Source organism: Timaviella obliquedivisa GSE-PSE-MK23-08B, from assembly GCA_019358855.1.
In the GTDB taxonomy this organism is placed as follows: Bacteria; Cyanobacteriota; Cyanobacteriia; order Elainellales; family Elainellaceae; genus Timaviella; species Timaviella obliquedivisa.
This window is the reverse complement of the sequence record JAHHII010000003.1, coordinates 254,966-269,055: the sequence shown is the minus strand read 5'-3', so window position 1 is coordinate 269,055 and position 14,090 is coordinate 254,966. Positions and strand designations below refer to the sequence as shown.

Here is a 14,090-nt window from a genome sequence, read left to right as displayed (position 1 = left end):
TTAATCTTTTCATTCGAGAGAGTTACCTATGGCAATTAGTATCAGACCTGATGAAATCAGCAGCATTATTCAACAGCAAATTGAGCAGTACGACCAAGGCGTAAAAACTGCCAATGTGGGTACAGTGCTCCAAGTTGGAGACGGCATCGCCCGCATCTACGGTTTGGAAAACGCCATGTCGGGTGAGCTACTCGATTTTGAAGATGGCACAGTCGGCATCGCGCTCAACTTGGAAGAAGACAACGTCGGTGCGGTGTTAATGGGCACTGGCTTAGGCATCCAAGAGGGAAGCGCCGTTACCTCTTCAGGCAAAATTGCTTCTATTCCTGTGGGCGATGCGATGATTGGTCGCGTTGTGGATGCGCTGGCTCGTCCCCTTGATGGCAAAGGCGAAATCGTCTGTAGCGAAAGTCGCCTGATTGAGTCTCCGGCTCCTGGCATTATTGAACGGAAGTCGGTTTATGAACCGATGCAAACCGGAATCACCGCGATCGACGCGATGATTCCGGTTGGTCGTGGACAGCGAGAGTTAATCATTGGCGATCGCCAAACTGGGAAAACGACGATCGCGGTTGACACCATCCTGAACCAAAAAGGCACAGGCGTTATTTGCGTTTACGTGGCGATCGGTCAAAAGACTTCAACCGTTGCTCAAGTCGCTGACGTGCTTCGGGAAAAGGGCGCTCTTGACTACACCATCGTCGTCGCCGCCAACGCTAACGACCCTGCCGCGCTGCAATACCTGGCTCCCTACACAGGCGCAACCTTAGCTGAGTACTTCATGTACAAAGGTCAAGCAACCCTAGTGGTTTATGATGACTTGTCGAAGCAAGCCCAAGCCTACCGCCAAATGTCCTTGCTGCTCCGTCGTCCGCCCGGTCGTGAAGCGTATCCTGGCGATGTGTTCTATCTTCACTCTCGTTTGTTAGAGCGTGCCGCTAAGCTCAGCCCTGAACTAGGCGAAGGCAGTATGACCGCGTTACCTATTGTAGAAACCCAAGCGGGGGACGTTTCGGCGTACATTCCTACCAACGTTATTTCGATCACAGACGGTCAAATCTTCCTGTCCTCCAACCTCTTCAACTCCGGTCAGCGTCCCGCAGTGAATCCTGGTATTTCGGTATCCCGAGTTGGTTCTGCGGCACAAACCAAAGCCATGAAGCAGGTGTCGGGTAAGGTAAAGCTAGAGTTGGCTCAGTTTGACGAGTTGCAAGCATTCGCTCAGTTTGCTTCTGACTTGGACAAAACGACTCAAAACCAGCTTGCACGGGGTCAGCGTCTACGGGAAATTTTGAAGCAGCCTCAGTACTCCCCGCTGTCAGTCGCGGAACAAGTCGCCATTATTTATGCTGGCATCAACGGTCATTTGGATGATGTTCCGGTTGAGCAGGTGACCAGCTATACGAAATCTCTGCGCGATTATCTGAAGAACAGCAAGCCCAAGTACGGTGAATTGATTGCCAGTGAGAAAAAGCTGGGCGATGAAGCGGAATCCGTTTTGAAAGAAGCGATCGCTGAATCTAAAAAGACCTTCCTGGCATCTGTGTAACCCTGTTAGCTTATGGGCGATCGCTAGACCGCCCATGACTGCGATCTGAGGAATTAAAACTATGGCAAATCTCAAAGCAATTCGCGATCGCATCGATTCGGTCAAGAATACTAAAAAAATTACAGAAGCAATGCGATTGGTTGCGGCTGCCAAGGTGCGCCGCGCTCAAGAGCAAGTCACAGCCACTCGTCCCTTTGCCGATCGCTTGGCGCAAGTTCTTTATGGCTTGCAAGCTCGGCTTCAGTTTGAAGATGCTGACTTGCCTTTGCTGCGAAAGCGGGAAGTTAAGTCGGTGGGCATTTTAGTGATTTCGGGCGATCGAGGCTTGTGCGGTGGCTATAACAGCAGCATCATCAAACGCGCTGAAACTAGGGCGAATGAACTAAAAGCAGAGGGTATCGACTACAAATTTGTATTGGTCGGGCGCAAAGCTACCCAGTATTTTCAACGCCGAGACCAGCCCATTAGCGCATCTTTTATGAATTTGGATCAGGTTCCCTCGGCGGCTGATGCCTCCAAGATTGCTGACGAACTGCTATCACTCTTCTTGTCTGAGTCAGTCGATCGGGTGGAGTTAATCTACACCAAATTTGTATCTCTGGTCAGTTCTCGCCCAGTCATTCAAACCCTTCTGCCGCTAGATCCTCAAGGGTTAGAAGTGGCAGACGACGAGATCTTCCGGCTGACCAGTCGGGGCGGAACGTTTGTGGTAGAACGGGATAAAGTGGAGGCAAGCGCGCCTAAACCGCTGCCTAAAGACATGATTTTTGAGCAAGATCCCACTCAAATTTTGGACGCATTGTTGCCGCTGTATTTGAATAATCAACTATTGCGGGCGCTACAGGAGTCTTCGGCAAGTGAATTGGCGGCTCGGATGACAGCCATGAATAATGCCAGCGAGAATGCAAAGGAACTCATCCTAAGCTTGACATTGACCTATAACAAGGCTCGTCAGGCGGCAATTACTCAGGAGATTTTAGAGGTTGTCGGTGGAGCAGAGGCTCTAGCTTAAGAGCTTTTGGATGATTCATTGACTCTTACTTAGAATCTCACTTAATTGATGGAAGGGCAGGGCAGATCGTTGTCCTGCTTTTTTAATTCCCCTGAATTCACTTCAAGAAGAACAAAAGATACTACGCTAGGAAGCTAGATAGGACGGGAGATAGTAATGGAGATTGCAGAAAGTAATTCAATTCTCTGTAAAATAATTGCTGAGCAGATTGCCAAGAGATCTGAGCAAAGAATTACTTTTGCTGAATTTATGGATCTAGCCCTTTATCATCCGCAGCAGGGCTACTATGCTACGAATCAATCAGGAGAAGGAATTCAAAGCGATTTCTTGACTTCTTCTCACCTGGGTTCTGACTTCGGCGAACTTCTAGCCCAACAATTTGTCCAAATGTGGGAAATCCTAGAGCGCCCTAATCCGTTTACCTTAATCGAAATGGGAGCCGGACAAGGGCTACTCGTCCAAGACATTCTTCGTTATCTTCATAAATACCATTTTGCCTGCTTTGAAGCACTACAGTATATCATTATCGAAAAATCGCCTGCCCTAGCCGCAGAGCAACAGCGCCGATTCGGGAAGTTTGCTGAATCATGGGGAAGTCTAACCTGGCAAACTTGGGAAGAGATCCCTAACGATTCGATCGTAGGCTGCTGTTTCTCGAATGAGTTAGTCGATGCTTTTCCTGTTCATCGAGTGGTGCGAGTCGGTAAAACACTGCAAGAGATCTACCTTGGAACTTCTTTTCAGGAAACAATTGGAGAACTTTCTACCCCAAAATTGACAGAGTATTTCGAGAGAGTGAACGTGAATTTAACTGCTCAATCCTATCCTGAAGGCTATCGTAGCGAAGTCAATTTGCAAGCATTGGACTGGCTAGAGTCGGTGAGCGATCGCCTCCATCAAGGTTATCTCTTAACGATTGATTACGGTTACTCTGCCCAACGTTACTACAGCCCAACTCGCACTCAAGGAACATTACAGTGCTATTACCAACACGCACACCATGATGATCCATACCTAGCGATCGGGCGACAGGACATTACTGCTCACGTTAATTTCACAGCATTGGAACGGTGGGGTGAACAGTTTGGGTTACAGAATATGGAACGCACCCAACAAGGATTATTTTTAATGGCGCTGGGTCTGGGCGATCGCCTTGCTGCTCTTTCTAGCTCTGACCAATCTCTGCAAGACATCCTCCGCCGTCGCGAATCTCTCCATGCCCTCATGAACCCCATGGGGTTAGGCAACTTTGGTGTACTGATCCAAAGTAAAGGGCTAAAGGCAACCCAGCAGAATCAGCCGCTTACAGGGTTGAGTGCGCCAATGCTCTAGGGAGGTTTTTGGTTGAAGAAATTATTTTTGCTTGAACTTTCTAAGATTGGAGAGTGAGGCGATGGTGATATGCTGCATTACAAGCTAGAGTGGCATTGTCACCAGAGAAGATTGATGCTGTATTAAATCTAAAACTTCCTAACCTATTCAGACCATGGAAACAAAACCCATTATCGTTCATGTTAATCTAGAAGCTGCTCACATCTTTGAAACTGCATCGGAAGAGCAAAGGCGTAAAATTGAGACGTTGCTCAGCTTAAGATTGACCCAGGCGACTCGTGAGAAAAGGGCACTAGAAGAAGTCATGGATGACATCAGCCAGAAGGCAGAGGAGCGAGGGTTGACTCCAGAAATTTTGGACTCAGTTTTGAATGAGCGGTAAGGTGCGTTATGTTTTCGATACAAATGTGATTGTGAGTTCATTGCTGTTTAGTAGTGGTAATCCCTCGAAAGCACTTCGGTATGCTCTGAAACAGGGGGAAGTTCTGTTTTCGCTTGAGTTATTGGAAGAACTTAGCAACGTGCTTGGACGAGAGAAATTCAATCGCTTTGTAACAAGTGAAGAACAGGATGAGTTCTTGGAAACGTTCGTTGAACGAGCAACACTAGTTGAGGTTACTGAAAAGGTACAAGAATGTCGCGATCCGAAAGATGATAAGGTTCTGGAACTGGCATTGAACGGACAAGCAGGGTATATTGTCAGCGGCGATAAAGATTTGCTGGTACTTAATCCATTTCGTAAGGTGAAGATAGTCACAGCGGAGGAGTTTTTAAGAGCCGTTGAGATAGCTTGAACTATCTCAGCAGCACAGCGTTCCTAGGGTGAGAAAGCACCAAGGTTATCTTTTCAACTGAACGAATACGCCATTATGCTGCCCCTGAGCGTCACTTCCATAATTGCTGAGAGTGGCTGATGCGACATGATCTAACAAGATCTGAACTTTTTTGGAAATATCTTGAGGCGAGTGCTCCGAGATATCGGCAAACGATCGCCCCCACATCTGCAAAGCGCCTTCATCTAAAAACAAATAGCCGTTATTGCGCGGTGCTAAGGCGGCGATCGCCCGCTGCCTATCTTCTGCCACAGGCGCTTGGGCAGCCTGGATTGCTTGCTCCATTGCCTCTAGAGAAGTAGCAAAAATTTCGTAGCCATTGACGCTGGCGTGAACACCCTCAACTTTAGCTTGAATGGTCATTAGCTTAGATGCGGCGTTTTTTGGGGAATTAGCACGGGGCTTAGGAACGGTTTGCAAGGTTGTCCAGGCAGTAATTTTTGTTTCGCCTAGTGGCACAGATCCTAAACTAATGCCCTGAGTTTGAGCGATCGCATTCAGACGCTTCAACCCCTCAGTCGTTTCAGCCGATTGCCGCGTGACAAATATCCAATCATTCGTCCCTTCAGAACGAGGCAACATTCCCAGCGCATACTCTCCTGGCATCCAACTCAGCACGTCCTCTGAAAGGCTAATATTCCACTGTTTTTCAAGCTTGGCAATGGGCTGTTGCAATAACTTGGCGATCGTTTCATAGCCGACTAAATCAGTTTCAAACTGTGCCAAAACCTGCTTAACATTCGTTCCCGCAGCCGTGACTAAGCCTTTTGGAATAAACTTCAGGGCATCGACAGGAGCAGACAGAGCAGGTTGCGTAATGGTTGTCTCAGCCGTTGTTCCTGTTGTAGACAGAAGCGTTGCGTCTGCCAGTAATCCTTGTGGAGCTAACTTCGCAGTCATCACTAGACAGTCATACAGCGGGTTAAGCGGTAACGAGTTCCCTCCTACAGTTGCCAACTGGGGCAGATTAATGACCATCAAGCCCAAGGATTCAGCGGGTAAGTTTGTCGTAATTTGTTGATAAACTTTGCTGTTGCTTAGGTTTAGCTCTGGAACTTGGGCATTGTTGAGAGCATCGCGCAATACCTTAGGATGATTAGCGAATAGAACAAAGCGATCGCCCACTACTGCACTCGCCAAAGACTCAGCACCATAAACAATTGGCACACCGAGATATTGCTCGGCTACTAAATCGGCTCCCTTAGCGACTCGTTTCTGCCAAAATCTTTCTAAAGATTCCTGAGCTTGCTCCGGTTTATCAGTGGCGATCGCTACCAAATATCCGGGCTGCTGACCATTGTCACTGTCTCGATCCAAATCTGTCGCCGTCCACGCCCAAGTCATCTCATCGCCTGCCCAGGGCTGAATATCATGGGAGTAATTCAAATGGGTATCCGCCAGCAAGCTATTTTGAAACTGCTTAAACTCTGTTTGCATGGCTCGGCGTTGAGTTGGCGGCGTAAAGACTAGTCCGCCTGAAATTAAGCGATCGGGATTGCCAAAAAACGAGGCAACAATGGGCGATCGCCTCGACATAAAAATCGCTGCTGACGGCATTCCAGGAGAACTGATCTTTCCGCCCAGTGGCGAACTACTTGCTAACCAGTAAGCACCACCCGCACCCACCCCTAGCAGAATGATCACAGCCAATGCCAGCGCCGAAAAGAAAGAGCGAGACTTCATAACGCAACAGGGGACGAATGGAATCAATCCCCAGTTTATTACCCTTGTTGCCCAATTTACGTTTCAGAAGGCGAAGAAGAATTCAACATTGGTGATAAATATGCAACCAACGCCCCTAACACAAACCCAGCAATATTCCGCACCAATGGCACCCACTCAGAAGTTCGTGATACCACCGGACCAATACCGAACGCAATAAACAAAATGCCCCATAAAGGAGAAAAAAGCAGCGCCCACTGCCAAGAAAAAAGCTTTCCATCACGAGGTTGAGCCGCAAAACCACAAATTACGCCTCCCAAGACTGAGGTCACTAGGGTCAGAATCCACTGTTCTCTCGGCAAGCCTGGAACAAATTGACATCCTCCCTGACGTAAACATGTCTTAATTGACTCTAAAGCGCCCAAAATTGAACCATCTTCACCGTTATCTCGAACAAAGAATTGGTTGCCGTAGCGAGTTTGCAACTCAATCCAGAAGGTGCGTGGCATTAAATTGTAGAGCGCATCTCCGACGCTAAAGCTCAATAGGTTGCCGCCGCGTGGGTCGGCAATCACCATGACGCTACGCTCATCCAATCCCCAAAAATCTTTCACGGCTCGACCCGGAGTCCGATCGAACTGAGTTAATACTCTTAGCTTCCAGCCTGTCTCAGTTTCGAAATCTGTGAGTTGCTGATCGAGCTTGTCCTGCTGAATCGCTGTTAAGGAATTAGCTAAGTCAATGATTAGCGTGGGCGAAGTGGGTAATAAATCTGGGTTGTCGTACGCTTCAGCCGCCGGAGCGATCGCCCAAGTCGTAACGACTAATGCAAAAGCAACAAGAATCTTGAAAAGGTTGTGAAAAGGGGATTTTGACATGAACAAATCAGCAGCTTCTCTAAGGTGAATACGAATCAGTTACTCAGGTAACGAAACATGAGAGGATTCGTTACATTTTTTAACGTTAATATTATTTTAATCATACAAGAGTGATTAAAACGGAGCAACGTTAATGATCCCGGAATCTTAGAATGTTGCAATCTACATGATCCTGCAATCTAATTCTGTGAGTCAGCGATCGCGTAAGCCAAGTCTCCAGCAATATAAACCGCATGAATTGCCCGATCGTCTCCTAAAATCATCATGCCAAAAGCGGTTTTAGCCAGGTCTTCTAAAGACTGCGCAGGCATCTCAGCATTCCGAATGGTCATTAGCGGCGTGGCTTGTGGGTCTAACACAATAAAATCCGCCTCTTTTCCAGGCTGAAAATTTCCCAACTTGTCTTCTAGAGAAAGCGCCTGTGCCCCGCCCAGCGTCGCCAAAAAGAGCGCCTTAAACGCAGACAGCGATCGCCCTTGCAACTGCGATACTTTGTAGGCTTCGCTGGCAGTCTGTAACATGGAAAAGCTAGTTCCTGCACCCACATCAGTGCCCAGTCCCACCTTCACGGGCTGAGCGATCGCCTTTGCCTGATGCAGCTTAAACAATCCACTCCCCAAAAATAGATTGGACGTAGGACAAAACGCCAGGGTCGCTTTAGCTTCAGATAAGCGTTGAAACTCTGCATCGGTTAAATGCACCCCATGAGCGAACACTGACTTTTTGCCAACCAGTCCTGCCTGATCATAAACATCTAAATAACCTCGGCGATCGGGAAACAGTTCTGCCACCCATTCCACCTCTTTTGGGTTTTCAGAGAGATGGGTATGCAAATAAACCTCTGGAAATTCTTGCAGCAGCTTTCCGGCTAACTGCAATTGCTCATCAGTCGAAGTAATGGCAAACCGAGGCGTAATGGCATAAAGCAAACGTCCCTGACCGTGCCACTTTTGGATCAATTTTTTGCTGTCTTGATAGGCACTTTCAGGCGTGTCGGTCAAAGCTGCGGGGGCGTGCCGATCCATCAGCACTTTGCCTGCAATTATGCGCAAATTCCGACGACTGGCTTCCTCAAAAAAGGCATCGACCGACTGAGGATGAACCGTCGCAAATACTAATGCTGTTGTTGTACCGTTTTTTAGCAGTTCGTCTAAAAACAGCGAAGCAATTTTCTGTGAGTAATCTCTATCTTTAAATTTTTCTTCAGTTGGAAACGTGTATTGATTAAGCCATTCTAAAAGCTGCTCTCCATAAGCCGCAATCATTTCAAGCTGCGGAAAATGAATGTGGGTGTCAATAAATCCTGGCATGATCAGCTTGCCAGGGTAAGCGGTTACAGGTACATTAACATACTGAGGATGCAGGTCAGCATAAGTTCCAAAAGCGGCGATCGCCCCTGCTTCAATCACCAGTAGTCCGTCGGCAATATACCGAACGCTTTCTAGCTCAGAGACATAAAATGGATCATCAACAAAATCAAGAAACGCTCCTCGAATGGCATGGATGGAGTTAGCTGAAGACATCTCAATTTTTCTCATGAGTTAAGCGATCGCGGATATCCTCTAGCTCCTCACTTAGCTTTGCAACCGAATCAGAATAATTAGATAGCGCTATTTCGGCTTCCTGAGAAGAATTCACGAGTTTCTCAGCTACGTCTTCTCCAATCTCTACAGTTTCAATCTTTACAGTAGGTCTGGTGTTAGCAATCAAACGGGGCGGATCTTTAATATCTTCCGATCGGTCATCGTCGCTATCGGGATCAATAGTCTTTGCGCCAGCAGGGTCAGGGCGGCTGAACGCTTTCCAAGCTGCCTTGACTCCACTCACGATGCTACGAGTCGTAACTTCTGTCTTCTGCTTCACGCCGCTAATGCTTTGATCAACTTGCTGCACCACCCGCCCTGCGCCTTGAACTCCCTCACTCATGTCATCGGTGAGGCTGCTAATTTCAGCGCCTGTATCTCGGATCGACTTGAGGGTGGGCGGAAATTCACGGTTAAGCGTGTCGAACAACTTTTCGGCGCTCCGAGCCGCGCGGGCGAGCTCTCGGAATGCAGGCATTGCCGCCACCAATACCGCAGCAATGCTCACTGCCACAAAAAGGATAGAGACCCCTAACCAAAACACAGGATCAATCACAGCAGACTACCTCACGCCAGAATCACGAATTGGCGATCGCCCTTCGACCTTTAAGCGCGACTCAGAAATATCTTGTACTTCTCGTTGGCTTGCTTCAACGCCAGCCGCGATCGCTTCTTTCAACCGTCCTAGCGTTCCATCCCAGTTACGAACTGCTGTTTCAGAGAGGCGATCGGCTTGCAATTGCACACTACTCGACAAATCTTCAACTAGTTCGGGCAACGCATCCGCCGATTTTCTAATCAACTGCCGAGTTTCCCGTCCAGTTTTTGGAGCCACCAATAAACCTGCTACGGCTCCTACAATAGCGCCAACAAACAAACCTCCAACAAACGATCCTGATGATCCAGAACGGTTATCTGACATTATCTATTCCCCGCCAAACAGCACATATATCTCAGCCCATACCTATAGAGTATTGAATCTTGGCACGGACGACCGATTTAGATCTATTTTTTTCTCAAAAAGACGGTTTTTGAGACTTCGCTAAGCCAGTCTTTGAAGCGCCACGTGCGGCTTGCTTCGACGGTGACTGCTTTGACAGTGACTGATTCGACAGTGACTGATTCGACAGTGACTGACTCGACAGGGGCAGCTTCTTGCCATACCACTGCCACACCAATTGCCCCAAACCTAGTAACTTCAAAATTTGTTGAACTCGCAGCAACTTCACCTCCAAGAGCCGATACTGCTGCCGCAACTGATAAACGCCAGTTTCTCCCTTGCCAATGCCTTGAGGTGCACCGCTCAACACACGATGCGTAGCCCGTTCGGCTGCAACGAGTGCGTCTGCTGCTTTCGAGAGTGCCGATCGCAATTTCCAGACCCGCCAAGCCACGTACCAACATCCCGTAGCAATTAGCAGATTAATACCGATAACAACTGCAACCATGACTACTCCGCTGCAAGGATTGAGGCATTGCTGAATGAAAGCACGAACCTGAAAATGCTCGGAGAAATGCAATTTAGCACTACCGAATTAAAACTGATCATAGTTCAAGACTATGCGAGGTGGAAAAATGGGAAGATGGATTAAGCGCAGTTTAAAGGAGCAGTCATGGCTGAAATTCAATTTTCTAGAGGTATTGCAGAAGAAATAATCCCCGATGTGCGGCTCACCCGCTCGAAGGACGGTACCAACGGCACTGCCACATTTTATTTTGAGAAACCCAAAGCTTTTGAAGATGACAGTGCGGTTTCAATTACTGGCATGTACATGATTGATGAGGAAGGAGAAATCACCACCAGAGAAGTCAATGCCAAGTATGTCAACGGTCAACCCGAAGCTTTGGAAGCGCTCTATGTCATGAGAAGCACGGCTGAATGGGAGCGGTTTATCCGGTTTATGGATCGCTATGCAGCGGAAAACGGTCTGGAGAAAGGTTAAACCTGGTCGATATCTACTCGCATAACCCCCTAAACTTTTGCTCTTAAGGGGCGAAAGTTTAGGGCAATGGTGAATTTAACAGGACTTGCTATGGCTCCTATTCCCCATCCTGATGTTCAACCGCTGAGGGTCAACTGTGCGGTCATTACGGTTAGCGATACTCGCTCTGCCGAGACAGATAGCAGCGGTCAGATGATTCAATTGTTGTTGCAAAATGCCGGGCATGAGGTAGTGGATTACGCCTTGGTTCGAGACGAGCCAACGCAGATTCAAGCCCTAATTCAAGCCCTCTGCCAGCGCTCTGATGTGGAAGCATTGATCTTTAATGGCGGTACGGGTATTGCGCCTAGAGATACAACTTATGATGCGATCGCCCGTTCTCTTGATAAAACGCTCCCTGGATTCGGTGAACTCTTTCGCTGGCTCAGCTATGCAGAAATTGGCTCACGGGCGATCGCATCACGGGCTGTCGCAGGCGTTTGCCAGTCTAAGCTGATTTTCTCAATTCCTGGCTCAACTCCTGCCGTACGTCTTGCAGTTGAGCGCCTAATCTTGCCTGAACTAGAGCATTTAGTCAAGCAGATTAATCCTAATTTTTAAGGATGTTTTCAGCATTGAGGACGATCGCCGCAGAATCTTTGTAGTAGCTTGTTTTGTACGCTAGGTTCCAGCCTAAATACTGTCACAGCCTTCACCCAATTCTCGATTAGTCATTGCATAACAAAGTTGAACTAGGTTCAGTTCCATTTCCGGATAACTAAGCAAACGGACTGTTGATTGCAATGGGTAGCAGAGGAATGTAAGTGGTGTTGTGGAGTGAAGACTATGGAACGATTAATTGGTGCAATTTCCCTCACGGTATTACTAGTGGGTGTGTCGGCAGTCGCACAGGTGCAACCCCAGCCTGAAGGGTCTTTATCTAAACTAATTAGCCCAGCGTCCAAAACTTTACTTGCCTCAGACAAAGTGCCTGCTGATCCGCCCTTAAGCCGGGCTGAGTTGGCTCAACTTTTGGTCAAAGAATTTCGGCTTCGCCCTTTTTCTCAAATTAGTCAGGCTAAGGTTCAAGATGTTCCAGAATCTTACTGGGCACATTCAGAAATTCAAACTGTCTTAAGTCGCGGCATCATGACCTGCGATCGCCAAGGCAAGTTTCATCCTAGCCAACCTGTTCCTAGAACTGAAGCGCTAGCCATTTTGGCAAAAGCCCAAGGAGAAAAGCCTTTACCCGAATCCACTGTGAAGGCTATTCTCAGTCGCTATCCAGATGCTGTTCAGATTCCTAAGGCAGATAGAAGCGCGATCGCCATGTCTCTTCAATCTGGCATTCTTCCCCTCGATTCGGGTAAAATCGCGCCTCACACTCCTATGACTCGGAGCGCCATGGTTCGCGTTCTGAGCATCTATAAAGGAGACAACAAAAAATAGCGGAAGTTGTACATTGGATGAATTAACCCCATCTCTAGATATTTTCCTTCCTCATGAACAACGCTCCCATCAATGCCCTTCTAGAAGATCTTAAGAATCCAGACGAAGGCATCCGAGAAAAAGCGACCGTAGAACTCTGGCGAATTTGGTTTCACCAAAAAGGCGCTTATGGGCTAGAAATTATTGAACAAAGTCAAGTTCATCTAGATGCAGGAGAATTCGTTAAAGCCGAAACGGTCTTAACCGATCTGATTCAGGATCAGCCCGACTTTGCCGAAGCCTGGAACCGTCGGGCAGTGCTGTACTATTTGACCGAACGCTATCGTAAATCTCTTAAAGACTGTCAGCAAGCCGCAGCGCTAAATCCGGTTCATTTTGGTGCACTCCACGGTATTGGACTATGCCACGCGGCTCTGGGCGAGTATACCGAAGCCATTCATGCGTTTCGACGTGCCCTCGAAATTCAACCCCATGCCTTGATCAATCAAAGGCTATTGCTAGAATGCACAACTCGTCTAAGCTAGAGCGATCGAGCTAAAACGATGCTTATAAATGCGGGTAACCCCACCGATCGCCCCTTGGCAAAAATTAGAAACCTTCTTCTAAAATTGGACGAAAGAGTGCCTGTTCACTCTGCTTCACCGTTCTATCCGTTTTCTTGGGTTGGTTTGCAAATGATCACTCGCATATTGGCAATTTTTCTAGGTGCGCTATTAGCGCTTAATCCCTTACAGGCTTTACCTAGCTGGGCTGAACCTGTTTCGACGATCGCCCCTGCGATCGCGTTGCAACCCACAGCCTATCCTCAGGTGCCAGCTTCTGCCCCTACTCCTAAAGGCGGCAGCTTTGTTGCTGCTGCTGTTAGGCGAGTAGGGGCAGCCGTTGTCCGCATTGACACCGAGCGCACCATCACTCGCAACCCCGATCCGGTTTTCAACGATCCGTTCTTTCGCCGCTTCTTTAATGATGGCATGGTTCCCGATGCCCCCTATGAAGAACATTTACAAGGGCAAGGATCGGGCTTTATTGTCGATGCGACGGGCACTATTTTGACCAATGCCCATGTTGTCAATGGGGCTGATCAAGTGACCGTGACGCTGAAAGATGGACGAAAATTTAAGGGCGAAGTTAAAGGTGCTGACGAAGTGACCGATCTGGCAGTGGTCAAAATTCAGGTGCAGGGCGGCGGATTGCCAACCTCAGACCTAGGAGACTCGGATCAGGTAGAAGTGGGCGATTGGGCGATCGCCGTTGGTAACCCCTTCGGACTCGACAACACAGTCACTCTGGGCATTGTCAGTACTCTCAATCGTCCTAGCGTGACCGCAGGCATCCCCGAAAAGCGCTTAGATTTCATTCAAACTGACGCAGCCATTAATCCTGGCAACTCTGGTGGTCCCTTGCTCAACGAACAAGGCGAAGTGATAGGCATCAACACCGCCATCCGAGCCAATGCCATGGGGATTGGGTTCGCCATTCCCATCAACAAAGCGAAAGAAATCACGTCGCTGTTAGCGCGAGGCGAAAAAGTCAGTCATCCTTACTTAGGCGTTCAAATTGCCACCCTCACCCCCGAACTAGCCAAGCAAAATAACAGTGACCCTAATGCAGTCATCCAACTTCCCGAAATCAATGGTGTTCTGGTTGCAGGCATTGTTCCAAATTCTCCGGCAGCTTTGGCAGGATTGCGACGGGGGGATGTCGTCACGCAAATTGATGGACAACCCCTGGCTACCGCAGATCAGTTGCAAAACCTAGTAGATAAGAGCAAGCTAGGACAGCCGTTGCGAGTAACTGTGCAACGAGGTAGTAATACGCAGCAAGTATCAGTGCGAACTGCTGAATTACAGGCAAATCGACAAAATTAACG

General features: G+C 48.2%; 15 protein-coding genes and 1 pseudogene. 10 read left to right on the top strand and 6 right to left on the bottom strand.

All coding sequences use genetic code 11. The annotated features are described in order from the left end of the window. Positions 1–28 precede the first annotated feature (28 nt). The 5 genes from atpA (at position 29) to KME11_07175 (ending at position 4,687) form a co-directional block, all read left to right on the top strand. Complete coding sequence (gene atpA / locus KME11_07195) at positions 29–1,549, top strand: F0F1 ATP synthase subunit alpha (GenBank protein MBW4514993.1); 1,521 nt, start codon at positions 29–31, stop codon at positions 1,547–1,549. A 61-nt stretch (positions 1,550–1,610) separates the two neighbouring features. Further along, complete coding sequence (locus tag KME11_07190; GenBank protein MBW4514992.1) at positions 1,611–2,561, top strand: F0F1 ATP synthase subunit gamma; 951 nt, start codon at positions 1,611–1,613, stop codon at positions 2,559–2,561. 156 nt (positions 2,562–2,717) lie between these two features. After that, complete coding sequence (locus tag KME11_07185) at positions 2,718–3,893, top strand: SAM-dependent methyltransferase (GenBank protein ID MBW4514991.1); 1,176 nt, start codon at positions 2,718–2,720, stop codon at positions 3,891–3,893. Positions 3,894–4,047: 154 nt separating this feature from the next. Continuing rightward, positions 4,048–4,275, top strand: a complete 228-nt coding sequence (locus tag KME11_07180) for a hypothetical protein (GenBank protein MBW4514990.1) — start codon at positions 4,048–4,050, stop codon at positions 4,273–4,275. After that, positions 4,265–4,687, top strand: coding sequence for a putative toxin-antitoxin system toxin component, PIN family (locus KME11_07175; protein ID MBW4514989.1), 423 nt, complete (start codon positions 4,265–4,267; stop codon positions 4,685–4,687). The genes KME11_07180 and KME11_07175 overlap by 11 nt, the downstream gene beginning before the upstream one ends. 45 nt (positions 4,688–4,732) lie before the next feature. On the opposite strand, the gene KME11_07170 is transcribed toward KME11_07175, so the two are convergent. From KME11_07170 to KME11_07145, 6 genes and pseudogenes are all read right to left on the bottom strand, one after another. Next, positions 4,733–6,409: a DUF3352 domain-containing protein gene (locus KME11_07170; GenBank protein ID MBW4514988.1), complete on the bottom strand. Its 1,677-nt coding sequence runs from the start codon at positions 6,407–6,409 to the stop codon at positions 4,733–4,735. Between the two features lie 56 nt (positions 6,410–6,465). Next, the gene (locus KME11_07165; GenBank protein ID MBW4514987.1) at positions 6,466–7,266 is read right to left on the bottom strand and encodes a TPM domain-containing protein; all 801 of its coding nucleotides are present in this window, start codon (positions 7,264–7,266) and stop codon (positions 6,466–6,468) included. Positions 7,267–7,445: 179 nt separating this feature from the next. Continuing rightward, a complete protein-coding gene (gene guaD / locus KME11_07160) occupies positions 7,446–8,789 on the bottom strand; it encodes a guanine deaminase (protein ID MBW4514986.1) in 1,344 nt (447 codons plus the stop codon). A gap of 271 nt (positions 8,790–9,060) precedes the next feature. Continuing rightward, positions 9,061–9,405: pseudogene (locus KME11_07155) on the bottom strand (DUF948 domain-containing protein). A 6-nt stretch (positions 9,406–9,411) separates the two neighbouring features. After that, a complete protein-coding gene (locus tag KME11_07150; protein MBW4514985.1) occupies positions 9,412–9,771 on the bottom strand; it encodes a YtxH domain-containing protein in 360 nt (119 codons plus the stop codon). A 94-nt stretch (positions 9,772–9,865) separates the two neighbouring features. Beyond that, positions 9,866–10,297, bottom strand: a complete 432-nt coding sequence (locus KME11_07145) for a hypothetical protein (protein MBW4514984.1) — start codon at positions 10,295–10,297, stop codon at positions 9,866–9,868. 165 nt (positions 10,298–10,462) lie between these two features. Here KME11_07145 and psb28 point away from each other — a divergent pair, with 165 nt between their 5' ends. The 5 genes from psb28 (at position 10,463) to KME11_07120 (ending at position 14,088) form a co-directional block, all read left to right on the top strand. Then, the gene (gene psb28, locus KME11_07140) at positions 10,463–10,792 is read left to right on the top strand and encodes a photosystem II reaction center protein Psb28 (protein ID MBW4514983.1); all 330 of its coding nucleotides are present in this window, start codon (positions 10,463–10,465) and stop codon (positions 10,790–10,792) included. A gap of 90 nt (positions 10,793–10,882) precedes the next feature. Continuing rightward, complete coding sequence (locus KME11_07135) at positions 10,883–11,392, top strand: MogA/MoaB family molybdenum cofactor biosynthesis protein (protein ID MBW4514982.1); 510 nt, start codon at positions 10,883–10,885, stop codon at positions 11,390–11,392. 225 nt (positions 11,393–11,617) lie between these two features. After that, positions 11,618–12,220 (top strand): S-layer homology domain-containing protein, encoded by a 603-nt coding sequence (locus KME11_07130; protein ID MBW4514981.1) that lies wholly within the window; start codon positions 11,618–11,620, stop codon positions 12,218–12,220. A 53-nt stretch (positions 12,221–12,273) separates the two neighbouring features. Continuing rightward, on the top strand, positions 12,274–12,744 hold the full coding sequence (locus KME11_07125; protein MBW4514980.1) for a tetratricopeptide repeat protein: 471 nt from the start codon (positions 12,274–12,276) through the stop codon (positions 12,742–12,744). A gap of 150 nt (positions 12,745–12,894) precedes the next feature. Further along, entirely contained in the window at positions 12,895–14,088 is a 1,194-nt protein-coding gene (locus KME11_07120) for a trypsin-like peptidase domain-containing protein (protein MBW4514979.1), read from the top strand. Positions 14,089–14,090: the final 2 nt, after the last annotated feature.

Bases quoted from the DNA above. Each gene is read 5' to 3' on its own strand.
- atpA (MBW4514993.1), top strand. From the start codon at position 29: ATGGCAATTAGTATCAGACCTGATGAAATCAGCAGCATTATTCAACAG.
- KME11_07190 (MBW4514992.1), top strand. From the start codon at position 1,611: ATGGCAAATCTCAAAGCAATTCGCGATCGCATCGATTCGGTCAAGAAT.
- KME11_07185 (MBW4514991.1), top strand. From the start codon at position 2,718: ATGGAGATTGCAGAAAGTAATTCAATTCTCTGTAAAATAATTGCTGAG.
- KME11_07180 (MBW4514990.1), top strand. From the start codon at position 4,048: ATGGAAACAAAACCCATTATCGTTCATGTTAATCTAGAAGCTGCTCAC.
- KME11_07175 (MBW4514989.1), top strand. From the start codon at position 4,265: ATGAGCGGTAAGGTGCGTTATGTTTTCGATACAAATGTGATTGTGAGT.
- KME11_07170 (MBW4514988.1), bottom strand. From the start codon at position 6,409: ATGAAGTCTCGCTCTTTCTTTTCGGCGCTGGCATTGGCTGTGATCATT.
- KME11_07165 (MBW4514987.1), bottom strand. From the start codon at position 7,266: ATGTCAAAATCCCCTTTTCACAACCTTTTCAAGATTCTTGTTGCTTTT.
- guaD (MBW4514986.1), bottom strand. From the start codon at position 8,789: ATGTCTTCAGCTAACTCCATCCATGCCATTCGAGGAGCGTTTCTTGAT.
- KME11_07150 (MBW4514985.1), bottom strand. From the start codon at position 9,771: ATGTCAGATAACCGTTCTGGATCATCAGGATCGTTTGTTGGAGGTTTG.
- KME11_07145 (MBW4514984.1), bottom strand. From the start codon at position 10,297: ATGGTTGCAGTTGTTATCGGTATTAATCTGCTAATTGCTACGGGATGT.
- psb28 (MBW4514983.1), top strand. From the start codon at position 10,463: ATGGCTGAAATTCAATTTTCTAGAGGTATTGCAGAAGAAATAATCCCC.
- KME11_07135 (MBW4514982.1), top strand. From the start codon at position 10,883: ATGGCTCCTATTCCCCATCCTGATGTTCAACCGCTGAGGGTCAACTGT.
- KME11_07130 (MBW4514981.1), top strand. From the start codon at position 11,618: ATGGAACGATTAATTGGTGCAATTTCCCTCACGGTATTACTAGTGGGT.
- KME11_07125 (MBW4514980.1), top strand. From the start codon at position 12,274: ATGAACAACGCTCCCATCAATGCCCTTCTAGAAGATCTTAAGAATCCA.
- KME11_07120 (MBW4514979.1), top strand. From the start codon at position 12,895: ATGATCACTCGCATATTGGCAATTTTTCTAGGTGCGCTATTAGCGCTT.